General features: G+C 74.6%; 17 protein-coding genes and 1 pseudogene. 5 read left to right on the forward strand and 13 right to left on the reverse strand.

What is annotated here, in order from left to right; genetic code table 11:
* The first annotated feature begins 78 nt into the window (after positions 1–78).
* From AB0P24_RS09885 to AB0P24_RS09895, 3 genes and pseudogenes are all read left to right on the forward strand, one after another.
* Positions 79–387 carry a metalloregulator ArsR/SmtB family transcription factor gene (locus AB0P24_RS09885; RefSeq protein WP_365792024.1) on the forward strand — a complete coding sequence of 103 codons (309 nt, stop codon included), beginning with the start codon at positions 79–81 and terminating at the stop codon, positions 385–387.
* On the forward strand, positions 384–1148 hold the full coding sequence (locus tag AB0P24_RS09890; protein WP_365792026.1) for an aquaporin: 765 nt from the start codon (positions 384–386) through the stop codon (positions 1146–1148). The genes AB0P24_RS09885 and AB0P24_RS09890 overlap by 4 nt, the downstream gene beginning before the upstream one ends.
* Positions 1145–1466: pseudogene (locus AB0P24_RS09895) on the forward strand (hypothetical protein); the annotation flags it as partial. The gene AB0P24_RS09890 and the pseudogene AB0P24_RS09895, both read left to right, overlap by 4 nt.
* 63 nt (positions 1467–1529) lie before the next feature.
* On the opposite strand, the gene AB0P24_RS09900 reads toward AB0P24_RS09895, so the two are convergent.
* A complete protein-coding gene (locus tag AB0P24_RS09900) occupies positions 1530–1895 on the reverse strand; it encodes a metalloregulator ArsR/SmtB family transcription factor (RefSeq protein WP_365792028.1) in 366 nt (121 codons plus the stop codon).
* Between the two features lie 377 nt (positions 1896–2272).
* Here AB0P24_RS09900 and AB0P24_RS09905 point away from each other — a divergent pair, with 377 nt between their 5' ends.
* Positions 2273–3655 carry an NAD(P)-binding domain-containing protein gene (locus AB0P24_RS09905; protein ID WP_365792030.1) on the forward strand — a complete coding sequence of 461 codons (1383 nt, stop codon included), beginning with the start codon at positions 2273–2275 and terminating at the stop codon, positions 3653–3655.
* 139 nt (positions 3656–3794) lie between these two features.
* Here AB0P24_RS09905 and AB0P24_RS09910 read toward each other — a convergent pair whose 3' ends face one another.
* From AB0P24_RS09910 to AB0P24_RS09960, 11 genes are all read right to left on the reverse strand, one after another.
* Positions 3795–5042 carry an MFS transporter gene (locus AB0P24_RS09910; protein WP_365792032.1) on the reverse strand — a complete coding sequence of 416 codons (1248 nt, stop codon included), beginning with the start codon at positions 5040–5042 and terminating at the stop codon, positions 3795–3797.
* On the reverse strand, positions 5039–6163 hold the full coding sequence (locus AB0P24_RS09915; protein ID WP_365792034.1) for a PLP-dependent cysteine synthase family protein: 1125 nt from the start codon (positions 6161–6163) through the stop codon (positions 5039–5041). Before AB0P24_RS09915 ends, AB0P24_RS09910 begins: the two co-directional genes overlap by 4 nt.
* A gap of 135 nt (positions 6164–6298) precedes the next feature.
* Positions 6299–6745 carry a hypothetical protein gene (locus tag AB0P24_RS09920; RefSeq protein WP_365792036.1) on the reverse strand — a complete coding sequence of 149 codons (447 nt, stop codon included), beginning with the start codon at positions 6743–6745 and terminating at the stop codon, positions 6299–6301.
* A gap of 21 nt (positions 6746–6766) precedes the next feature.
* Positions 6767–7120 (reverse strand): class I SAM-dependent methyltransferase, encoded by a 354-nt coding sequence (locus AB0P24_RS09925; protein WP_365792038.1) that lies wholly within the window; start codon positions 7118–7120, stop codon positions 6767–6769.
* A 151-nt stretch (positions 7121–7271) separates the two neighbouring features.
* Entirely contained in the window at positions 7272–8003 is a 732-nt protein-coding gene (locus AB0P24_RS09930; protein WP_365792040.1) for a polysaccharide deacetylase family protein, read from the reverse strand.
* A 999-nt stretch (positions 8004–9002) separates the two neighbouring features.
* Positions 9003–9950 carry a lysylphosphatidylglycerol synthase domain-containing protein gene (locus tag AB0P24_RS09935; RefSeq protein ID WP_365792042.1) on the reverse strand — a complete coding sequence of 316 codons (948 nt, stop codon included), beginning with the start codon at positions 9948–9950 and terminating at the stop codon, positions 9003–9005.
* 5 nt (positions 9951–9955) lie between these two features.
* Positions 9956–11452 carry a hypothetical protein gene (locus tag AB0P24_RS09940; protein ID WP_365792099.1) on the reverse strand — a complete coding sequence of 499 codons (1497 nt, stop codon included), beginning with the start codon at positions 11450–11452 and terminating at the stop codon, positions 9956–9958.
* A 116-nt stretch (positions 11453–11568) separates the two neighbouring features.
* Entirely contained in the window at positions 11569–12237 is a 669-nt protein-coding gene (locus tag AB0P24_RS09945) for a response regulator transcription factor (protein WP_365792044.1), read from the reverse strand.
* Complete coding sequence (locus tag AB0P24_RS09950; RefSeq protein ID WP_365792101.1) at positions 12234–13535, reverse strand: sensor histidine kinase; 1302 nt, start codon at positions 13533–13535, stop codon at positions 12234–12236. The genes AB0P24_RS09945 and AB0P24_RS09950 overlap by 4 nt, the downstream gene beginning before the upstream one ends.
* Before the next feature lie 28 nt (positions 13536–13563).
* On the reverse strand, positions 13564–14403 hold the full coding sequence (locus AB0P24_RS09955) for an ABC transporter permease (RefSeq protein WP_365792046.1): 840 nt from the start codon (positions 14401–14403) through the stop codon (positions 13564–13566).
* Entirely contained in the window at positions 14400–15347 is a 948-nt protein-coding gene (locus AB0P24_RS09960) for an ATP-binding cassette domain-containing protein (RefSeq protein WP_365792048.1), read from the reverse strand. Before AB0P24_RS09960 ends, AB0P24_RS09955 begins: the two co-directional genes overlap by 4 nt.
* Before the next feature lie 627 nt (positions 15348–15974).
* On the opposite strand from AB0P24_RS09960, the gene AB0P24_RS09965 reads away from it, so the two are divergent.
* Positions 15975–17057: a helix-turn-helix domain-containing protein gene (locus tag AB0P24_RS09965; protein WP_365792050.1), complete on the forward strand. Its 1083-nt coding sequence runs from the start codon at positions 15975–15977 to the stop codon at positions 17055–17057.
* Here the strand turns inward: AB0P24_RS09965 and AB0P24_RS09970 are convergent.
* A complete protein-coding gene (locus AB0P24_RS09970; RefSeq protein ID WP_365792052.1) occupies positions 17024–21940 on the reverse strand; it encodes a DNA repair ATPase in 4917 nt (1638 codons plus the stop codon). The two genes, AB0P24_RS09965 and AB0P24_RS09970, sit on opposite strands and share 34 nt — an antisense overlap.
* Between the last annotated feature and the right edge of the window lie 2 nt (positions 21941–21942).

Raw genomic sequence — 21942 nt, forward strand, 5'->3', positions numbered from 1 at the left:
TGCAACTCCGCACCAGAACGGGCACGACATATCAGCATCTGCTGGTATCAGTAACCGCTGATGTGACAGTATCAGTCCATGATGACGTCAGTCGACACTGATCTGATCCGGGTCCTGGCCGACCCGCTCAGGCTCCGGATCGTGACCCTGCTCGCCGAAGAGACGCTGTGCACCACCCACCTCGTGGAGGAGACCGGTGCCCGGCAGACCAACCTCTCCAACCACCTGAAGGTGCTGCGCGAGGCCGGGGTCGTGGAGACGGAGCCGTGCGGCCGGTACACGTACTACAAGCTGCGCCCGGACGTCATCGCCGCACTCGCCGGCCAGTTCGCCGACCTCGCCGAGTCCGCTCGCGCCGCCGCGGAGAACAAGAGGACCTGCCCATGACCGCCGCCGAAACCACCCCGGCCGAGGCCGCCGCGCCGGCGGTGGCCGAGCCTGCGCCGGGAGCCAGTCGGCCGCGTACCCCGCTGGTCGCCCGGGCCGCCGCCGAACTCATCGGCACCGCGGCGCTGGTGGCGGTCGTGGTCGGCTCCGGTATCCAGGCCACCGAACTGACCGAGGACGTCGGCCTGCAACTGCTGGCCAACTCCACGGCCACCGTCTTCGGCCTCGGCGTCCTCATCCTCCTGCTCGGCCCGGTCTCCGGCGCCCACTTCAACCCGGTCGTCACGCTGGCCGAGTGGTGGACAGCACGACGCGGCGGTGCCGGGGTCACCCTGCGCGAGGCGGCGGTGTACCTGCCCGCGCAGACCGTGGGCGCCATCGCCGGCGCGATCCTGGCGGACGCGATGTTCGGCGAACCCCTGGTGAAGTGGTCCACGCACGACCGGTCGGCGGGTCATCTGCTGCTGGGCGAGGTCGTCGCGACGGCCGGTCTGATCCTGCTGATCTTCGGCCTGGCCCGGACGGACCAGCTGCGCTTCGCGCCCGTCGCGGTCGCCTCCTACATCGGCGCCGCCTACTGGTTCACCTCGTCCACGTCCTTCGCCAACCCGGCCGTGACGATCGGCCGCGCCTTCACCGACACCTTCGCGGGCATCGCCCCGGCTTCGGTGCTGGGCTTCATCGGCGCGCAACTCGTGGGCGCGGCGGCCGGACTGGCCCTGGTGGGCCTCGTCTTCCCGCCCGGGCGATCGGCGGATTGAGCCACAGCACGCGGGTGGTGGTGATCGGCGGCGGCCAGGCAGGGCTCGCCGCCGCCGATCACCACCCGCGCCGCCTCGGCCTCGGCTTCGTCATCCTCGACGCCCGGACCGCACCGGACCGCACCGGACCGCACCGGACCGCACCGGACGGCACCTGGCAGCACACCTGGGACTCTCCCCCGCCGCCCACTCCTCGCCGTCCACCGGGACGGCAGTCATCCGCGGGTGGCGGCCGACTCCGGCACCCGGCACGCCCGTACGGTGATCAGCGCGACCGGCACCTGGTGGCGGCCCTTCCTGCCCGCCGTCCCGGGCAAGTGGTCAAGTGGTCCTGAGGGGCTGCGAGGCGGCGGGATGCCTCCTCGTGCGTGCCCCGCGACATCAGCGTGGGGCGAGAAGCTGCCCCATCGCGGCGAACACCGACGGCTCGACCCGGTAGTACACCCACGTGCCACGCCGCTCGGAGGTCAGCAGGCCGGCGTCCTTGAGCTTCTTCAGGTGGTGCGAGACGGTCGGCTGGGAGACACCGACGTCCGAGATGTCGCACACGCACGCCTCGCCGCCCGCATGGGAGGCGACCGCGGAGAAGAGCCGCAGGCGCACCGGATCCCCGAGCGCCTTGAACATCCGCGCCGCCACGTCGGCTTCCTCCGCGGTGAACGGACGCTCGGTGAGCGGCGGGCAGCACGGCGCCGCAGCCTCGCCGGAGGCGGGTTCCAGCAGCGGCAGCGCCTTCGTATTCGACATGCGTCTATGTTGACACATGTCGAACCAGTGCACGAGGGCCCCCGCACGGCCCCGGGTTCGAGAGAGGCGGGCGGGCGTCGCGCGATCCGTTCCGCGTCCCGGCCGGCCCCGCGCGGACGCAGGGAGTTCGACGACAGGTCGCCCCGCCGAGAGCTCCCGGCGGGGCCGGATGGGCGACGGCCTCGTCCCGTGTCGCGAGCGGCACCCCGGGGCTCCGCCGAAGGGCAGCCCGGGCAGCGGGCCGTACGCGGCAACGCGTTGCGCACCCGCCCCGCCCGACTCCCGGATTCGATGAATGTCTATGTTGACGCTTATCGATACAGGTGTCATCCTGGCCGCGCAAGAGATCGACGAATGTCGAAGCAAAGGGGAACCTCGTGGCTGCGTCCACCCACAGCGTGCTCACCACCGGCCGACTGCCCGTCGTGGTCGTCGGGGCCGGCCCGATCGGCCTGGCCGCCGCGGCCCGTCTCGTCGAGCGCGGCATCGAACCCCTCGTCCTGGAAGCCGGCCCCGCTGCGGGCAGCGCCGTACGCGACTGGTCCCATGTCCGCCTCTTCTCGACCTGGGGCGAGGTCATCGACCCGGCCGCCGAGAAGCTCCTCGCCCCGACCGGCTGGCTCCGCCCCGACAGCACGGCCTACCCGACCGGCGGCGACTGGGCCGAGCGCTACCTCCAGCCCCTCGCCGACGCCCTGGGCGACAAGGTCCGCTACGGCGCCACGGTGACCGGTGTCGCCCGCGCCGGCCGCGACCGGGTCGTCGACGCCGGCCGCGCCGAGCAGCCCTTCACCGTGCACGTCCAGCACGCCGACGGCCACGAGGAGCGGATCACCGCCCGCGCCGTCATCGACGCCTCCGGCACCTGGTCTGTCCCGAGCCCGATGGGAGCGGACGGCCTGCCCGCCCTCGGCGAGAAGTCGGCCGCCGGCCGGATCTCCTACCGCATCCCGGACCTGACGGACCCGGCCGTACGCGCCCGTTACGCGGGCAGGCGCACCGCGGTCGTCGGGTCCGGAGCCTCCGCCTTCACCGCCCTGGCACTCCTCGCCGACCTGGCGAAGGAGGAAGACGGCACGCACGCGGTGTGGATCCTGCGGCGCGGCATCGGCGCGAACACGTACGGCGGCGGCGAGGCCGACCAGCTCCCCGCCCGAGGCGCCCTGGGCCTGCGCGCCAAGGAAGCCGTCGAGGCCGGCCACGCGAACGCGGTCACCGGCTTCCGTACCCAGGCCGTGGAACCCCACGGCGACCAGCTCGTCCTCGTCGCCGAGGACGGCCGTCGCCTCGACCCCGTCGACGAGGTCATCGTGCTGACCGGCCTCCGCCCCGACCTGTCCTTCCTCTCCGAACTCCGCCTCGGCCTCGACGAACGCCTCCAGGCCCCGACCGCCCTCGCCCCGCTCATCGACCCGAACGTCCACTCCTGCGGCACCGTCTACCCGCACGGCGTGGCCGAGCTCTCCCACCCCGAGCAGGGCGTCTACCTGGTCGGCATGAAGTCCTACGGCCGCGCCCCGACCTTCCTCGCCATGACCGGCTACGAGCAGGTCCGCTCCGTCACCGCCGCCATCGCGGGCGACCACGAGGCCGCCGGGCGCGTCGAACTCACCCTCCCGGAGACCGGCGTCTGCGGCGGCGCGGGCCTCTTCGACGAGCCCGAGAGCACCGCGCAGTCCGGCGGCGGGTGCTGTGCCGCACCCGCCACCCTCCAGATCGGCATCGGAGCCCCGACCGCCACCTCCGGCGGCGACTGCTGACCGCCCTTCCCGACCGGGGAGGTTCGCGATGACGTCCCGCGTGCAGCTCGCCCTCCGCGTCCCGGCCCCCGACGCGTCCATCGCCTTCTGCGGCAAGCTGTTCGCGGCCGCCTCCGCGGTGGCCGAGGCTCGCTGAGCCTCACACCGGCACGGTCACCGCGGCCGGCTCCGATGTGAGGTGCCCGGCGCGATGGAGCTGGGCCACCAGCGCGGCGCACACGAATCCCGTGGTGCCCAGCGCCGCCCACGGCAGCCAGCGCACACCCGTGTCGAACAGTGCGCCGACGGCCAGGTTGCCGAGGGAGATCGCGATGCCGGAGGCGGTGTTGTAGGCGCCGTAGTACGTCGCGACCAGGCGGTCGCCGGACAGGCGTACCACGGTGTCCATCTCGAACGGGTAGAGCAGCGCACCGCCCCAGGCCAGCAGCGCCGCGCACACCGTCAGGGCCGCCACCCCGGCCACGGCGCCGTGGGAGCCGCGCAGCATCGGCAGGAAGGCCGCCCCCATCACCACCAGCCCGCACACGACCGCCCTCGGTCCGGGCAGGTTCCGCTTCGCCCAGGCCGTCAGTTTCAGCTGGCCCGAGAGCGCGGCCAGTGCCGAGACGGCGAAGACCGCTCCGGTCACCACCCCGGTCCGCTCCCCGAAGAGTTCGCGGGCGCGGAGCGGGAGCGCCAGGTAGACCTGGAAGGCCAGGAGGTACGAGCCGCTCATCGCGGCGGCGAAGCGGAGGAAGGGCCGGTTTGCGGCGACGGTGCGCCAGTCGGCGGCCACCGCTCGCCATGCTGGTTCGGCGCCCCGGTCGGCCGGGGGGCGTGCGGGCAGGGCGCGGGCCTGGAGTACGGCCAGCGCGCCGAAGACGAGCGCGGCGACCGCGCACACCGCGCCGAAGTCCCATGTCAGCAGAGCGAGTCCGGCGAGCGGGCCGACCAGGACCCCGGCCTGGTAGAAGACGTTGAAGGCGGCGAACGCCTCCACGCGCCGTTCCTCGCCCGCGTCCGCCGCGAGATACGCCCGTACGGCCGGGTTGAACAGCGCGCCCGCCAGGCCCGTGAGCGCGGACGCCACGATCAGCGCGGGCAGGCTGCTCGCCACCGCGAGCAGTCCGAAGGCGACCGTCCGCAGCACGCATCCGGCCAGGATCATCGGCTTGCAGCCGTACCGGTCGGCGAGCGTGCCGCCGACCAGGAACATGCCCTGCTGGGAGAGGTTGCGCACGCCCAGCACCAGGCCGACGGCCCAGGCGGCGAGGCCGAGGCCGTGGGCGAGGTGGTCGGCGAGGTAGGGCATCAGCATGTAGAAGCCGAGGTTGATGGCGAACTGGTTCACCATCAGCAGCCGGGCCGGCCGGTCGAAGGAGGCCACCTGGGCCCGCAGCCCCCTCATCGCGCACCCGCCGTCGTCACGTCGCGCCCGAGCGGATCACGTACCTGACCGCACCGCGTCCACGCCGTCACCTCGCACTCGTCCGGCGCGGCGATCTCGCCCGGCTCCACCGGCGGTTCCTGGCCGAGCAGCCGGTGCTCGCGGCACCATGCGTCGTTGTAGACGGTCTCCAGGTAGCGGTGCGGGCCGTCGGGGAAGATCGCGGCGATGCGCGTCCCCGCGGGGTACGTCCGTGCCGCCCACCCGGCCACCAGCGCCACCGCCCCGACGCTCCAGCCACCGGACGCGTAGTGCCGCCGGGCCAGTTGCCGGCAGGCCCACACCGCCTCGGCCGGGCCCACCCAGTGGACCTCGGTGAAGGCGCCGTAGTCGACGTTGGAGGGATGGATGCTGGAGCCGAGCCCGCGCATGAGGCGTGGGCGCGCGGGTTGCCCGAAGATCGTCGAGCCGGTCGCGTCCACGCCGATGAGCCGCAGGCCGGGACAGGACTCACGCAGCCCCGCCGCGACCCCGGCGGAGTGGCCGCCCGTGCCCACGGCGGCCACCAGGACGTCGATCCGGCCGATCTGGGCGACGAGTTCGGCGGCCAGTGGCCGGTAGGCGGCCCTGTTGTCGGGGTTGTGGTACTGGTCGGGGCAGTAGGCGTCGGGGGCCCGGTCCAGGAACTCGGCCACGCGCTCGCGGCGGGCCCGCTGCCAGCCGCCGTCGGCATGCGGCGCGGCGACCTGGTCGACGTGCGCCCCCAGGGCGGTGAGCAGCCGGACCATCGACGGCTCCATGCCGGGGTCGGTGACGACGGTGACCGGATGGCCGTAGGTCAGTCCGGCCAGGACGAGGCCCAGACCGAGGGTGCCGCTGGAGGACTCGACGACGGGGGCGCCGGGCAGGAGTTCGCCGCGCCGACGGGCTTCCCGAACCATGTGCAGGCCCGGGCGGTCCTTGATGCCGCCGGGGTTGGCGCCCTCCAGCTTGGCGTAGAAGCCGCGTCCCGGCGGGGCGAACGGCTTCTCGATCCACAGCGCGGGTGTGCTGCCGACCAGGTCGGCGGGGCGGCGGGCGATCAGGGGGACGGGGGTGGCGGCCCTGTCGGACAGGGCGGATTCGAGCAGGGAGAGATCCATAGGGGTACGGCTCCTTCGCACCCGCCTCTCGGGCGGGCGCGGTGCAGACGGTGCGGGGGGGGCGCGTGGGCACGCCGAGCCGCGATCCGGCGCCTGTGCGGCGCGGAACCGGTCGGGACGGCGCGCGGGGCGTGCCTATTGCCGCCAGAGGCAGTGCCGTACGCACGCGGATCTGCCGCCGTCCGGTGCGGGATCACTGTCCGTCGGACCGGCGCGGCCGAGCCAGGGGTGCGTGCCGGGGTGGTCGAGGGCCGGTTCGACGAGGTGGGGGATGCGGGCCGGAAGGTCGGCGGAGTCCCGCACCCGGTCGACCGCGTGCTGAAGGGAGTCCTCGGAGGCGTCGCCGTGACGGTGGCCTTGCCCCCGGCCGTGATCGTGATCGTGATCGGTCCCGGACGCCACCTGCTCCTTCGCCGTCGGCACCTGGACGTGCGTACCGGTGATCGGATGGTGCAGGCCGAGGAATCCCGGCCCGTGCAGGGCGCCCACCAGATGGGCCGCCACCAGCAGCATCAGCCCGAGGAGCAGGACGGTCGGCAGGGGGCGCCGCCGAGCGCGCCTGCCGACCGTCATACGGATCACATACGCAGCGTATCGACTCAATCACAGGACGCCACTTTGGCGAGGCCGGGTCGGCCCCGTGTCACCACCGCGTACGCGCCGCCCGCAGGCACGCAGCGCAGCGCGGCCATGGACGTACGCCGCCGCCGCGGCCCGGAGCTCCTCCGGCAGGTGATGCGGCAGCAGGCTGGTCACGACGGTGCCGAACGACGACTCCGGCAGGTCGAGGGACTCCGCGAGGCCCTCCCGCCAGGTGCAGTGCGCGCTGCCGGGGCGCCGCGTCCCGCGCCGGGCGCAGTCCAGCACCGGCGACGAGGGATCCCCACACGGAACCCGCGCCGCGGCAGGCACCCGGTGCCGCAGCCCACGCCTGAACACCGCGGAGGCGGCCGCCACCTGCCGTTTCGCCCCAGCCTGCGAACGCGCTGTGCGACCACTGTCCTCGCGCCACCGGGAGCCGCCCGGAACCGCCCGGAGCGGGCCGTACAGGACGGCAGTTCCCCAAGGCCCGTCGGCAGCCTTCGGACCCGGACCGGGCGACCGTGACTCAGGGCCGGTAGACCATCCCCGGCCGGGGCTCGGCAGGGGCGAGCAGTTGCGACACCGTGACGATCGTGTAGCCGCGCTGCTTGAGCGCCTTGAGGATCCCCGGGACGGCGGGCACCGTGCCCTTGTGCAGGTCGTGCAGCAGGATGATGCCGTCGCGGTGGGTCTGGTCGAGCACCCGCTTGGTGATCAGGGCCGAGTCGGTCGTCTCGTAGTCCTTGGCCGTGACGCTCCACAGCACCTGCGCCAGACCCAACTCCTTGCAGATCTTGGCCACTTTGCGGCTGGTACGGCCCTGGGGCGGTCGCATCAGGACAGGCCTGGTGCCGGTGATCCTCTCGATGGCGTCCTGTGTGCGGGTCAGTTCCTGACGGGCTTCGTCCGCGTCGATCTGCGTCAGGACCTTGTGGGTCCAGGTGTGGTTGCCGATTTCATGGCCCTCGTCCGAGATACGGCGGAGGATCCCGGGATACTTCGCGATGTGGCCGGCGCCCTGCACGAAGAACGTCGCGTGCAGATGCTCCCGCTTCAGGATGTCCAGCAGCCGAGGGGTCGTCGGACTGGGTCCACCGTCGAAGGTGAGGGCCACGCACCGCGCCTTGCGGCAGTCGACCGGCCCGGCCACCGATCCTGACGCCTTGTCACGGGCCGCGCGCGGCGACGTGTGGTCGTACGTCGTCACCGTCAGGGCGATGGTCAGCGCGACGGCCAGGACCACGGTCACGGCCGTCACGAGAGCGATGAGTATGCGCGGCCGTCGTATGCGCGCGAAGGAGAGCACGGGCGACCTTCCCCCGATCGAATGATGCCTACATGCTTGTTGACGGCTTTCGCGGTCCTCGGGTTGGTTCGCGCGAGTGTGTTATGTGCATGCCGCATGTCCGTCCTGTCGACGAAATCGAGTGCGCGGGCGGCTGTGATCACGAGGACTCCACCCCTTGCCCGCGTTCAGGCAGACGGCGACGGACCGCATCGGCCTCGATGGCCCCGCGCACGTTCCCGTCCGGGCCCGGGCCGAGCAGAGAGCTCCGGCCATGACGGCGCCTCGTCGCGGCGCCCGTGAACAGGGTGGGCACGACGCGGCAACCGGAGCAGGAGGTGGAGGTGGACAGGTCCTGGGTCTGCCGGGCCGCGGACCGGGCGGGTGAACTCCTCCCGCCGTTCGGAGATCGCGACCAGGAATGCGCGGACGGCACGATGCCGGTCCGCATGGACCGGCATCGGGTGCTCACCGCGCCGGGCGGAAGCGGAACAGGGACGCGCAGAGTGCGTGCGGCGCGCGCCTGTCGCCCGGCGCCAACCGTCCCCCAGGCCGGTCGAGTCATGGGTCGGCCCGAATCTCAACATCACCACTGATCGCGGCGACCTACGCGCTGGGCGGCGCCCCGTCCGCCGGTTCCTGCCCGGCATCCTTCCCGTACGCCCGCACCTGCGCCCTGTACGACGTCAGCAGCGGCTCCGACGGCGGCTCCCGTCTCTGCACCGGCACCGTCGGACACGACGGCCCGTCCGGGCTCGGCGTCCCGAACGGGACCACCGGCTTCACCGGCTGAACGGCCCCGTGAGGTAACCACGTCGGCACTCCCGGACCTGCGCTCCCGGACCTGCGCCACCGGGCCGGAGTCGGCGACGACGCCGGCTCCGGCCTCCCTCTGTCTCCCTCGCGAACAGCGCACGCACCGCCCCCAGGCGGCGACCGGATCGGCCGGAGAAGGCAGGGGGCCGGGGCGGTTCACAGGGCCGAGCGGCGGACCAGTAGCGCCAGGACCAGCAGTCCGGGGGCCATCGGGAGCCACCCGGTCAGCAGGCGGTAGCCGAGGACCGCCGAGACCGCCGCCGGACCCGGCGCGCCGGCCGCCGTGAGGGCGAGGGCGAGCGCGGCGTCCAGCGAGCCCAGTCCGCCCGGCGTGGGCAGCAGCGCCGCCGCGCCGCTGGCGACCAGGTAGGCCATGACCACCCGGCTCGCGGGGAGGCCGAGGCCGATCGCATGGACCACGGCGACGACCACCCCGGCGTGCAGCAGAGCGAACGCCACCGACCCGCCCCACAGCGCGCCAGCCCGCGCCCGGCACCGGTGCACCTCCCGTACGTCGGCGACGGCCCGGCTCACCACGCGTCTGAGGCGGCCGCTGACCACGACCGCCAGGGCGACGGCGCCGAACGCCACCGGCAGCAGGAGCAGCGCATACGGGACCCGCGCGGAGAGACGCACCGTGCCGGGCGAGGCGACCAGCAGGGCCACGCCCAGCGCGCACCGGACGATCCCGCCGACGGCCGCCTTCACCGCCAGCGCGGTCGCCGAGCTCCGGGTGGACAGCCCGCACCGCCTCAGGAACCGCAGGTTGACCAGCGTCGCTCCGGCCCCCGCCGGCAGGACGTGGTTGAGGGCGCCGGCCGCGAACTGCGCCGCCACCAGCCGGCCCTTGGGCAGGGGTTCGACCACCGCCCCCTGCTGCGCCACGGCCGCGCACACCCAGGTGGCCAGCGCGGCGAGGCAGGCGAGCACCAGCCACTCCCCGTCGGCGGCCGCCAACCGGTCGGTGCCGCTGTCCAGCGTGGCCCGGTGCGCGGCGAGCATCCCGCCGACGGCGGCGAGCACCACCAGGGTGATGCCCAGCTGGACGTACAGGCGCCTGCCCAGGGGGATCGGCGTGATGGGCGGGCTCTCGGCCTCGGTCATGGCGGTCACCTCCCCTGCCGTACCCCGGGTGCCAGGTACGCCCGGAGGGTGCCGACCCGCTCCTTCGGCCAGGCGCGCGCGTAAGCGGGCGGACGGCCGCCCGGCGGCGCCAGGACGGCGAGGGAGGTGTGCTGGGCGGCGCGCTTCAGCTCGGCCACGGTGGTGCTGGCGTCGTGCCCTTTCGTCTGGGCGGAGCCGCAGCCGGCGTAGAAGGCGACGGGGACCGCGTCGTAGCCGCTGAGCAGGCACGGCGGCCGTACCCCACGCGCGTGGAGGGCGGCGGCGGTGCGGGCCCACTCGGCGCGGGACGCGGCGGAGCTGTGCACGGTGTGTTCCAGGACGACGTACTGCACGGCCAGATGGCCCGCCAGGCCGACCGCCACCAGGCCGGCCGCCAGGATGCGCCCGGCCCGGTGCGCCGGGGCGGTGACCAGGTGGGCGAGGCCGTGGGCGACGGGGAGGGCGAGCAGGGCGTAGGCGGGCAGCAGGAAGCGGGGGGCGGCGTAGCCGATGAGAAAGAGGTAGGGGACCGCGGCGGTGACGGCGCAGGCCCCCGGGAGGAGGACGGGCAGGGCGCGCCGGGCGCGGACGGCGACCACCGCGCCGAGCACGGCGAGGACGGGCAGCGCGAACCACCACAGGGTCACCAGGGGGCTGGGGGCCGAACCCGTGCAGGGCCGGCACAGGGTACGGCCGCCGAGGCTGCGCAACTGGTCGACGACGGCGAGGTGCCAGCCGAGGCCGCCCTGCACGGCGGAGGCGGCGGACAGGCGCTGCGCGAGGCCGCCGTAGCTCGTATACGCCTCGACCACCCACTCGCCGGCACCCGCCGCCAGCCCCCCGGCCAGCACGACGAGGAGACGGGGGCGGCGCGGGGAGAGCAGGCAGAGCGCGAGCAGGGGCAGCACGACGTAGACGGCGTCCATCGGGCGCATCCCCGCCATCAGCGCCGCGCCCGCGAACACCCCCCACCAGGCCGCCCGGTCCCGCGCGTTCGCGCAGGCGCGCAGGAAGCAGCCGACGCAGGCCAGGGCGCCGATGGCGACCCAGTAGTTGGGCATGGCCTCGGGGCCGTAGAACAGCGTCACCCACAACGAGGCGAACAGGGCGCCGGCCAGGGCCAGCACGCCGGGCCCGAAGTGGCCGCGCCAGACGCGCAGGGCGAGGTAGAGGGCGAGGCCGGAGAGGACGGCCAGGTAGATCCGGAGCAGGGCGGTGGAGTCGGACCACGACGCGATCGGGGCGACGAGGAGCGAGATGCCGCGGGAGCGGGGCGCGCTGAAGTAGGCGGCGGGCACGTGACCGCTGACCTGGCTGACGTAGACGGTCTCGTCCCAGCCGAGACCGAGATCCGGTCGTACGAGGACGAGCTGGGCGAGCGTGAAGGCGGCCGCGACCGCCCCGAGCCGGGGCTCGCCCCGCGCGCGCCGGGGCCGGGGGGCCCGTGGGGGGAGGCCGGTGCGGGGCACACCGGTCGTCGCGGCGTTCGAGCCGTCGGCCATCTCGCACCTCTCTTCGTCGTGCGCCACGGTGCCGGCTCCTCCTACAGCTTGTAGGGGGGACGTCCCACCCTACGGCTCACATGGTGAGAGGCAGGCAAGAAGGCGTCCGGTTCCGCTCAGCCGGCGCCGGGGCGGGCGAGTCCCCGGTCGTAGGCGAAGATCACGGCCTGGACGCGGTCGCGGGCGCCGATCTTGGCCAGGACGCGGCCGACGTGCGTCTTCACGGTGGACTCGGACAGGACGAAGCGGGCGGCGATCTCGCCGTTGGTCCAGCCCTTGCCGATGGCGACGAGGATCTCGCGCTCACGTTCGGTGAGGGAGGCCAGTCGCGGGTCCTCGTCCGGGTCACCTCTTCTGGTGGGCACGTGCCGGGCGTACTCGTCCAGGATGCGGCGGGTGAGGGCCGGCGCGATCACCGCGTCGCCCCCGGCGACCGCGCGGATCCCGGCGAGGAGTTCCTCGGGACGCGCGTCCTTGAGGAGGAAGCCGCTGGCTCCGGCCCGCAGGGCGGCGTGCACGTACTCGTCGACGTCGAAGGTGGTCAGCACGAGGACCCGGGAGCGCCCCCCGGCCTCGGCGATCCGGCGGGTCGCCTCGATGCCGTCCATGCCGGGCATGCGTACGTCCATCAGCACGACGTCGGGACGCAGTTCGGCGGTCCTGCGGACGGCCTCGGCGCCGTTCGCGGCCTCGCCGACCACCTCCGTCTCGGGCATGGAGTCGAGCAGCACCCGAAAGCCGTAGCGCTGCAACTGCTGGTCGTCGACGATGAGCACCGTGGTCACCGGGTGCCTCCCCGCGGTGTCAGGTCGAGGGCTGCCTCCACGGCCCACCCTCCGTCGGCCACCGGTCCGGCGCTCACGGTCCCTCCGTACAGCGCCGCTCGTTCGCGCATGCCCACCAGTCCGTGTCCTTCCTCGTTCCGTGGTCCGGGGCCTTTGGCCGGGCCGTTGTCGCGGATCCGGATGACGAGCCGTTCGTCCCCGGCGGCGACCGACAGGTTCACCCGGGTGCCGGCACCGGCGTGCTTCAGGGTGTTGGTCAGGGCTTCCTGGACGATGCGGTAGACGGTCAGCTGCACGCCCCGGTCCAGGGCGTCCACCTCGCCGACGGTCCGGTAGACGATCTCCAGGCCGGCGGTGCGTACGCCGTCGCACAGCGCCCCGATGTCCGCGAGACCGGGCTGGGGGCTGAGTTCGGGCGCCTGGCGGGCGCCGTCCGACGCCTCGCGCAGGACGCCGAGCACGCGGCGCAGCTCGCCGAGGGCCGTGCGGCCGGTGTCGCCGATGAGCCGCAGGGCCTCCTTGCCGTGTTCGGGCGCGGTGTCGGCGGCGTACGCCCCGGCGTCGGCGAGGGTGATGATGACGGACAGGTTGTGGCCGACGATGTCGTGCATCTCGCGGGCCACCCGGGCGCGTTCCGTGGCGGTCGCGAGTCTGATGCGCTGGTCGCGTTCCGTCTCCAGCCGTGCCGCCCGCTCCCGCAGCCCGGCGAGCTGTGCCCGCCGGGCCCGCACCGTCAGGCCGACGGCCAGGGCCGCGGTGGCCGTGCTGAGCAGGAAGAACAGGGCGTCCCAGACGGACACGACCGAGGAGATGCGCACCGCGACCAGCACCATCCCCGCCGCCATCACCGCGCCGGCCCACGGCAGCTGGCGCAGCCGCCCGTGCAGGGCCAGGCTGTACAGGGCGACGAACAAAGCGACGTCCGCGCGCAGCGCGGCGCCCAGCGACCACTGCACGAAGAAGACGACGGCGATGGCGACGAAGACCGCCATGGGCCGGCGCCGCCGCCACAGCAGCGGCAGCACCAGACCGGCCTGCAGGGCCAGCACGGCCGCCAGGGGGAGCCGGGTGAAGGCGAACTGGAACCTGCGCCGGCCGTCGCCGTCCCCGTGCCCCACACCGCCGTGGTGCACCAGGTCCGGCAGGCAGAACATGAGGAAGACCAGCGCCGCCACCGCGGTGTCCAGCACCCACGGATGGGCGCGGTCCGCCTGCCGCAGCCGCTGGCCGGCCCGGGTGAGCCGGGCGGCCAGCGGTCCCGTCACGCCGACGTCCGCGGCGGAGGTGGTCGTCGTCAAGGTGGTCACCCGCCCATGGTGCAGGCCGTCAGACGTCGCTGCGCACCAGCCGGTACGCCGCCCCCGCCAGCGCGAGCACCGTCCAGCCGAGGAAGACCAGCAGTCCGGCGCCCGGCGCGAGGGTCGTGGAGTCGTGCGTGAGGGCGAACATCGACTCGCCCGCGTTGGACGGCAGGTAGGGGCTGATGTTGTCCTGCCAGGAGCTCGGCAGCAGGGATATCAGGCCCGGGACCAGCATCAGGGCGGCGACCAGCACCGAGATGCCGCCGGCCACCGACCGCAGCAGGGCACCCAGGGCGGTGCCGATGACGCCGACCAGGCCGAGGTAGAGCCCGGCGCCCAGCAGGCTGCGCACGACGCCCGCGTGCGAGAGGCCCATCGCCGCGGGCGTGCCCGACACGATCTGGCTGCCGGCCAGGAAGGCGACGAACACGCCCAGCGTTCCCACCGCCAGCGCGACCAGCCCGAACACGGCCGCCTTGGACCACAGCACGGGCAGCCGGCGCGGTACGGCCGTGAGCGTGGAGCGGATCATTCCGGTGGAGTACTCGCCGGCCGTGACCAGCACGCCGAGCACGCCGAGGGCGAGCTGGGCGAAGTTGGTGCCGAAGAGGGACAGGCTCACGGCCGTCGCGGTGGCGAAGTCGCGCTCCTGGCGCCCGGAGCCGATGCCGGACTGGTAGTGGTTCGCGGCGATCAGGCCGAAGGCGACGAGGAAGAGCAGGCCGAGGCCCAGGGTGATCCAGGTCGAGCGCAGCGACCACAGCTTGGCCCACTCCGAGGCGAGCACGCGCCGGCCGGTCACCCGGTAGGCGGGGCGGGCCGGGGCGGCCGGGGACGCCTCGACAGGCGCGATGAGGGTGCTCATGCCGCACTCCCCTCGGCCACGCGGGTCTCGGCGCCGGTCGTCGAGCCGTGGTACTCCACGGCATCCCTGGTCAGGTTCATGAACGCCTCCTCCAACGACACCGTCCGCGCGGTCAGTTCGAACAGCGCGATTCCCTGCTCGGCCGCCTTCAGGCCGATCTCCCGGGCGCTGAGCCCGGTCACCTGAAGCTCCTCGGAGCCGGCCCGGCCGGTGATGTCGACGCCGGGCCCGGCCAGTGCCTCCCGCAGCCGGGCCGGCTCCTGGGTGGCCACCTGCACGGTGTCGCCGCCCGCCTCCCGGACGAGGTCCGCCACGGTGGTGTCGGCGAGCAGCCGCCCGCGTCCCACGATGATCAGATGGTCCGCGACCAGGGCCATCTCGCTCATCAGGTGCGAGGACACGAACACGGTCCGGCCCTCGTCGGCGAGGGCCGTGAGCAGGTTGCGGATCCAGAGCACGCCCTCCGGGTCGAGCCCGTTGACCGGCTCGTCCAGCATCACCGTCTGCGGATCGCCCAGCAGCGCCGCCGCGATACCGAGCCGCTGCCCCATGCCGAGCGAGAACGCGCCGGCCCGCTTCCTCGCCACGCTGCCGAGGCCGGCCAGTTCGATCACCTCGTCGACCCGGCGGCGCGGAATGCCGTGGGTCAGCGCGAGCGCCAGCAGGTGGTTGTAGGCCGAGCGGCCCGGGTGGATCGACTTCGCCTCCAGAAGCGCCCCCACCTCCTGCAGCGGCGCCTGGTGACTGGCGTAGAGCCGCCCGTTGACGGTCACCGACCCGCTGGTCGGGGCGTCGAGCCCGACGATCATGCGCATGGTCGTGGACTTCCCCGCGCCGTTGGGCCCCAGGAACCCGGTCACCGTACCCGGCCGCACGGTGAAGTCCAGCCCGTCGACGGCCGTCTTCTCGCCGTACCTCTTGGTCAGCTGCTGTGCGTCGATCATGCGCGTCTCTTCCTGTCGGAACCGGCGCCCGTCTGTCGCCCTCGACGCCTCACCGACAACGCTAGGAGCCGAAACGCCCCGATTCGGTGGTACCGGGGACTGATCCGCGCCCGCCGGGTGGTACCGCGGTACTACGCGCCGCTGCGCCTGCGGTCTCACCGCGCGGGCAGGGCAAGGCCGGGCAAGGCCAGGCCGGACGGCCCGCAGGGCGGCGACGCCCCAGGCCGAGCCGGCCCCGTGCCGACGACGGCCCAGGCCGAGCTCGCCGTTCGGCCCGGGCCCGGGCGAGTTCGGGCAGGGCAGGGCCGGACAGGGCCGGGCCGGGCAGGGCAGGGCCAGGCCGGGCCAGGCCGGACGGCCCGCACGGCGGCGACGCCCCAGGCCGAGCCGGCCGTGTCGGCGACGGCCGGCGACGGCCGCCCCGCCGAGCCCGACGTTCGGGCCCGGTCCGGGCGCGGCGACCGCGGTGCGTTCCCACCACCCGGTGCGGCCGCCCGCGCGGGGCGTGGCGGCTGGCCGGTGGGGGGCCGACGGAGGTCGGGAAGGCGCGGCCTCAGGTGTGGTGTGTCCGTGGTGCGGCGTACGCTGGCAGGTCGCTGTCGCAGTGTGCGGGGGAGGAAGCGGGAGTTGGCTACGGGCAGAGCGGTCTCGGGCTTGTCCGCCGCGGCCGGGGACGGTTCGTGGGAGCGGTTGCTGGAGGATGTGGCCAGCAGCGGACGGCGGCTGCGGCGCGCCGAGCTGGAGTCGCTGCGCGCATACGGCGACCGGGCCGCCGAGGAGGGGCGCGGTCTTGCCGAGCTGGTCGACGAGCGGCTGGCGGCGACCGGCAGGGTCTGGGAGGGGCAGCCGGTGGACGCCGCGTCGATGACGGCGCTGCGGGCGGCGGTGGCCGCGCTCGCCACGGGGCACGGCCGGGCCTACCGGGAGCGGCTGCGCCGGGAGGAGGCCGGGCGGCGGGAGTTCGTGGCGGACCTGCTGAGCAGCCGCAGCGACCTGGGCCGGCTGGCCGAGCACGCCGAGCGGTTCGGGCTCAACCTGGCGTGCGCGCACGTCGTCGCGGTCGCCGAGGGCGACGGCTACGACCTGGAGGACCCCCAGGTGCGGGCCCTGGAGCGGCAGTTGCTCGGCCGCTTCGGCGAGGAGGAGGTCCTGCTGGCGGTCAAGCACGGGCGGCTGGTGTGCATCGTGCCCGCCGGCCCGGCCGAGGCCGCCGCGATCAAGGCCTTCACGGAGCTGACACAGGGCCGACGGGTCGTGGTGGGCCGTCCGCACAGCGGACCCGGCGGTGTCGTGCGCTCCTACGAGGAGGCGCGGCACGCGTTGGAGCAGGCGGCCCAGCTGGGGCTGGACGGCCAGTTGCTGAACGCGGCCGACCTGCTGGTGCTGCCGGTGCTGCTACGGGACCGGGAGGCACTGGCGGAGCTGGTGCACTCGGTGCTGGGCCCGTTGCAGAAGGCGCGCGGAGGGGCGCGGCCGCTGTTGGAGACCCTGACCGCCTACGCGGAGTCGCGCTACATCGCGGCGGAGGCGGCGCGGCGGCTCGGGCTGAGTGTGCGCGCCCTCGCGTACCGCATCGCGCACGTCGTCCGGATCACGGGCTTGGATCCGGACGACGCGCTCCAGCGCTACACCCTGGAGACGGCGGTGTTCGGTGCGCGGCTGCTGGGGTGGCCGGATCAGTCCGCGGAGCGGTGGACGGCGGGCGGGTAGGCGGCGCACAACGCGTGCCAGCGGGCCGTCTGCTCGGGGGTGGCCCGGCCGCGCAGCCGGGCGAGTTTGAGCAGGTTGGCCTCGGCGGCACTGCCGAGGGTCCGCGCCTCGGCGAGGTAGTGGTCGTCGAGCAGGGCCTCGACCTCGGCGTCGCTCTGGACCGGGTCGACCCGGGCGGCGAGCTGGGCCATGGTGCGGTAGGAGCCCTGGAGCAGGAACGGCGGTTCGAGGCGGTCGGTGTCCGACTGGGCGGCGGAGGCGATGTAGGCGCTGTTGACGGCCAGGACGGTCCGCTGGACCCGGCGCAACCGGGTGAGCGTGGCCAGCACCCGGTCCAGGTCCTGCACCGGGTGGGCGAGTTGGTCGGCCTGGGCGCCCGGGTCGCCGTCGGCGAGGGCGGACAGCAGGGCGAGGTCGGCCGGGTCGGCTCCGGCGAGGGGGGCCAGCACCGGGTTGGCGGCGAGGGCGTTCTCCAGGAAGGAGAGGGCGAACAGCTCCTGGTGGCCGGTGAGCACCTCGCCGAGGTTCCAGACGTCGGCGCGGTTGGCGAGCATGTCGGGGATCTGGAAGCGCTGCCCGCTCGCGGTGTGGGGGTTTCCCGCGAGGCAGACGGCGAATCGGCGCCCGCGCAGGTCGAAGCTGCGGGCGACACCGTCGCTGACGGCCTCGACGCGGCGCTGCGCGTCGCACAGCGGGATGAACTTCTGGAGCAGTTCCGCGCAGACGTGCTGGATGTCGTCCACGTGCAGCAGGACGTTGCTGCCCGCCTCCAGGGCGAACACGATCTTCTCGACCTCGCGGCGGGCGGCCGCGTCGGGGGCCTGGCCGGGGTCGAGTGAGGTGGTGGCGGCGCCGAGCGCGGGGCCGTCGACGCGGACCATGAGCAGGCCGAGGCGGTCGGCGACGTATTCCAGCAGGGTCGTCTTGCCGTAGCCGGGCGGGGACAGGAGCAGCAGCAGGCCGCTGCGGTCGGCGGGGCCGGTGCTGTCGAGCGTGCCGAGCTGCTTGGCCAGGTTGTCGCCGACGAGCGGGAGATACACCTGGTCGATGAGCTGGTTGCGGACGAAGCCGGCGAGCGGGCGGGGGCGGTGGTCGTCCAGGCGCAGCCGGGCCCGCTCGGCGGCCAGGACGTCCGCGCGCCGGCGCTGGAAGGCCCGGAACGCCGGAGCGCGTTCTTCTCTGAACACCCTTGCTTGGTAAGGCAGTTGGTCGATGCGGACGGTCAGTCGGCCGTCGCGGACGCGGGGGTGGGTGCCGAGGAGGCCGTCGACGGTCTCGCCGACGGGCGCGGTGATCTCGTACCGCGGCAGATCGGGCGCGCACAGGTGCGCCACGGCCTCCGGCACCCCCTCGCCGTCGGTGCCGTCCGCGTGCGTGGCCGCGTACGAGCCCAGCCAGGCCCCGGCGAGCTGGTGCCGCGCGGGCAGGTCGGCGCCGAGCGCGCCCAGGTCCGCGGTGAGGAGGGGGGCGGCGTCGGTGTGGTGGAAGCCGTCCAGGAGGGTGCGTGCGGCGACGCCGGTGGCGAATCCCTCGTGCGGGTCGGCCAGTTCCTCTTGGAGGTAGTCGCCCGCCCATGGCGCCGGGGGCAGTCCGGTGGCGGCGGCGAACGCGGCGACCGCGTCGGTGAGTTCGGCCGCCAGCTCGGCCATGGCGGTCGTCGGCCCGGCCGCCGCGGCCACCGGCCTGGACGCCGCGGTCACCGGCCCGGACGCTACGGTCACCGGCCCGGACGCCGCGGTCGTCGGCGCCGCGCCGTCGGGGCCGAAGCGGGCTCGGGCCAGGGCCAGGGAGCGGGCGCGGCGCTGCCAGGCGGCCCGCTGGGCGTCGGTCGCGCCGCAGGCCCAGAACAGCTGGGCGGTGGCGCGCACCTCGGCGGGGTGCCGCAACAGCCCCGCACCCGCGCGCAGTCGTAGCAGCGCGCCGAGGATGGCCGTGGCGTCCTGGTCGTGGACGCCACGTTCGTACCCCTCGTCGTAGCCCCGCTCGGCCGCGCGGCGGACCTGGTCGAGGAGGGGTTCGTCGGCGGCGGTGGCCGTGGTCGTGGACAGCAGGGCGGCGGCCAGGTACTCGGCCCGGTAGAGCGTCGGTGACTCGCTCACCAGGGGTTGCGTCCAGAACTCCCGGCCGGTCAGCAGCTCCGGGAGGTCGGCGGACCGGCGGTAGCCGGTCCCGGTGACGACGAAGGCCAGCGAGTCGCCGTCCGGCTGGAGGGTGAGTTCCACCGGTTCACGGCGGACGGCGAAGCGGTGGCGCCCCAGCCGAACGGTGGCGCCGCCGTCCTCGGACAGGTCGGCCCGGTCGCGCAGCTCGCGCAGGGCGGTACGGACGGCACCGAGCAGGCCGTCCTCCAGTTCCTGGGCGCGCACCCGCTCGTCGAGGTCGCGCAGTTCCCCGGCGGCGGCGCGGATGCGCAGCGCCATCGGGTCGGCGGCCTGCGCCGCGTGCACGTCGGCCGCCGAGCCGAGCCCGGCGAGCCTGCGGCTCAGCGCCCGAAGGGCCCGCCCGGCGGAGGCGGCGACCCGGTCGGCGCGGGCGGCGGCCTCGTCCAGCAGGGTCTGGCGCCGGACGGCGAACGCCTGCCGGATCTCCTCCCGGCGCAGCGCCAGGTCGGCGGCGAGGTCCTCGGCCTCGGCGAAGCGGGCCTCCAGCGCGTCCACCCGCAGCAGCAGTCGGGCAAGCTGGTCGTCGCAGGCGGCCGGGGTGTCGGCGGCGGACAGGGCGGCGGTCGTCGCCTGGGCCAGCAGCGCCGTCTCCGCGGCATGCGCGGCGCGGTGCTCGGCATCGAGCAGGGCGCGGCGGCGGGCGGTCAGCACCGCCCGGGCACGGTTGACCGCGGCCAGGACCTCACCGATGGCCAGCAGGACGGCCGTTCCCGCGCTCGGGTCGGCATCGGCCGCGCCGGTGACCAGGTCGGTCACGGTGGCCAGGGCGTCCGCCTGCTCGGTGAGGCGGTCGGCGAGCCGCGTGGCCTCGGCGGCGGTGGCGATCGAGGCGGCTTCCCCGGCCGCGAGCCGGGCGGCGGCGAGGGGGGCGGCGAAGGCGTCGGGACCGGCGAAGAAGGCGAAGGCGCGCTCGGTCGCCGCCGCGAGCTCGGCGGCCAGGTCCGCCTCGACCCGGTCCAGGGCGGCCAGGTCGAGCTGGGGCAGTTCGCGCAAGGTGCGGGTGCGGCCCTGGGCCCGGCGCAGTTCGGCGAGGAGTGCGGTCCAGGCGTCCGCGTCGGCGGGCGGTTCGCCGTGGGAGCGGCGGACGAGCGCGGCGGCCTCGGCACGCGCATGGTCCAGAGCCTGCGCCGCGCGGGCGGCGAGTTGCCGGACTCTGGCCTGTTCGGCGACCAACTGCTGGGCGGTGGCGCGCAGTTCGTCGAGCGGTTCGAGCAGGCCGGTGTCGGCCAGCCAGTAGTGGCGGTCCGCTGCCCTGGCGCAGGCGTCGAGGATCAGCTCCGGGGAGGCCGGCGTCGGGTTCTCCTGCGTGGCCGCGGCGGCGGTCGCGCTGCGGACCACGTCGAGGCAGTCGGCGATGCCCGCGACCAGGTCGGCGTTGCCGATCCGGGCCAGCGGGCCGTCCCCGACCGGCTGGGCGGCGGCGTGGTCGGCGGACTGGAAAGGGGTGTGCCACAGCTGGAGTTCGTGCGTGCGCACCGGCTCGGGGTCCGCTCTGAGCAGGACGAGGGTGCCGTCCGGCAGCAGGGCGTGCGCCGCGCCGTGCAGGGCGCTCGCGGCCTCGCGGCGGACGGTGTTCCACGGCAGCAGCAGGACCTCGGCACGGCCCGGCCGGCGCAGGACGTAGAGCAGGTCCTCGCCGTTGGGCGAGGGGAGCACCGCGTCGAAGCGCAGCTCGTCCGCGCCGGACCCGTCGGCCGCGGAACCGGCGCCCGCACCGCCCGCACCTGACGCACCGCCCGCACCGCCCGCACCGCCGGCACCTGACGCACCGGACGCACCGCCACCACCACCGCCGATTCGGAACGCCCGATGGCTGCCGTCCGCCAGCTCGTAGCCACCGGGGAAGATCAGGCCCTGCTCGGCGGGCAGCAGCCTGGCGCCGCGGCCGAGGGAGTCATGACGACGCACCGAACCGGTACGGGTGTTGACGACCAGGTAGCGGTCCGCCGGTTCGTTGTAGGGGCGGATCCGCAGGAGCAGCAGGGGTCCGGTCGCCGCGTAGGCGACCGTGGCGTCGGCCAGACTCTGTAGCGGCTCGTCGACCGCTTCCTGGAACAGCAGCCGGTCGCCGGGACGCGCCCGGACCGTGAGGCTGCCGCCGGTGGTGGCGACCGAGACCGCGCCCTCGCCGCCGTCGATCAGGATCCGTCCGTCCGCGTGGTGCTCGCGTCCGGTCGTCGTCCACGGCAGCTCGGAGACGGGCGGCCGCGGCAGGTCGCGTTCACCGTGGTTGCCCAGGTACTCGACCCGGTCCGCCCTCAACTGCCAGCTCAGGACGCGCAGATCACCCTCGTTCCCGCCGGTGCGGAACACGGCGAGCAGCCGTCCCGACGCCGTACGCCTCAGGTCGGTCAGGTGCGCGTCCCGGTAGTAGCGCAGCAGCTCGGCCAGGTCGCGGTGGAACCGTTCGTCGTCGAGCAGGCCGGGGACCTTCTCGGGCCCCAGGGCCGAGCCGTCCGGCGTGTGCAGCGACAGCAGGCCGGCGTCGAGGTCGGGCGCCGAGGTCCCCAGCAGGAGGACGTCGGGCCGTACGGCGACCACGCCGCACGCGGTGCCCGCGCCCTCGGTGCGCGGCCGGGCCGAGCCCGCCAGGTCCAGCGGGCGGGAGCCGAACGCCTCCTGCCGACGGGAGTTCAGCGAGGCCGCCCGCCGGCCGAGTTCCGCCGCCCGGTCGGCGAGCCGTGCCCGCAGGATCTGGTAGGTGCCGTCCTCGACGCCCATGG

The organism is Streptomyces sp. NPDC086519 (genome assembly GCF_040686075.1).
GTDB classification, from domain to species: Bacteria; Actinomycetota; Actinomycetes; order Streptomycetales; family Streptomycetaceae; genus Streptomyces; species Streptomyces shenzhenensis.

What these genes read in the sequence shown, in the direction of transcription:
- AB0P24_RS09885 (WP_365792024.1), top strand. Translation starts at nt 79, where the DNA reads ATGATGACGTCAGTCGACACTGATCTGATCCGGGTCCTGGCCGACCCG.
- AB0P24_RS09910 (WP_365792032.1), bottom strand. Translation starts at nt 5,042, where the DNA reads ATGAGGGGGCTGCGGGCCCAGGTGGCCTCCTTCGACCGGCCGGCCCGG.
- AB0P24_RS09940 (WP_365792099.1), bottom strand. Translation starts at nt 11,452, where the DNA reads ATGGCCGACGGCTCGAACGCCGCGACGACCGGTGTGCCCCGCACCGGC.
- AB0P24_RS09900 (WP_365792028.1), bottom strand. Translation starts at nt 1,895, where the DNA reads ATGTCGAATACGAAGGCGCTGCCGCTGCTGGAACCCGCCTCCGGCGAG.
- AB0P24_RS09970 (WP_365792052.1), bottom strand. Translation starts at nt 21,940, where the DNA reads ATGGGCGTCGAGGACGGCACCTACCAGATCCTGCGGGCACGGCTCGCC.
- AB0P24_RS09960 (WP_365792048.1), bottom strand. Translation starts at nt 15,347, where the DNA reads ATGATCGACGCACAGCAGCTGACCAAGAGGTACGGCGAGAAGACGGCC.
- AB0P24_RS09935 (WP_365792042.1), bottom strand. Translation starts at nt 9,950, where the DNA reads ATGACCGAGGCCGAGAGCCCGCCCATCACGCCGATCCCCCTGGGCAGG.
- AB0P24_RS09890 (WP_365792026.1), top strand. Translation starts at nt 384, where the DNA reads ATGACCGCCGCCGAAACCACCCCGGCCGAGGCCGCCGCGCCGGCGGTG.
- AB0P24_RS09955 (WP_365792046.1), bottom strand. Translation starts at nt 14,403, where the DNA reads ATGAGCACCCTCATCGCGCCTGTCGAGGCGTCCCCGGCCGCCCCGGCC.
- AB0P24_RS09915 (WP_365792034.1), bottom strand. Translation starts at nt 6,163, where the DNA reads ATGGATCTCTCCCTGCTCGAATCCGCCCTGTCCGACAGGGCCGCCACC.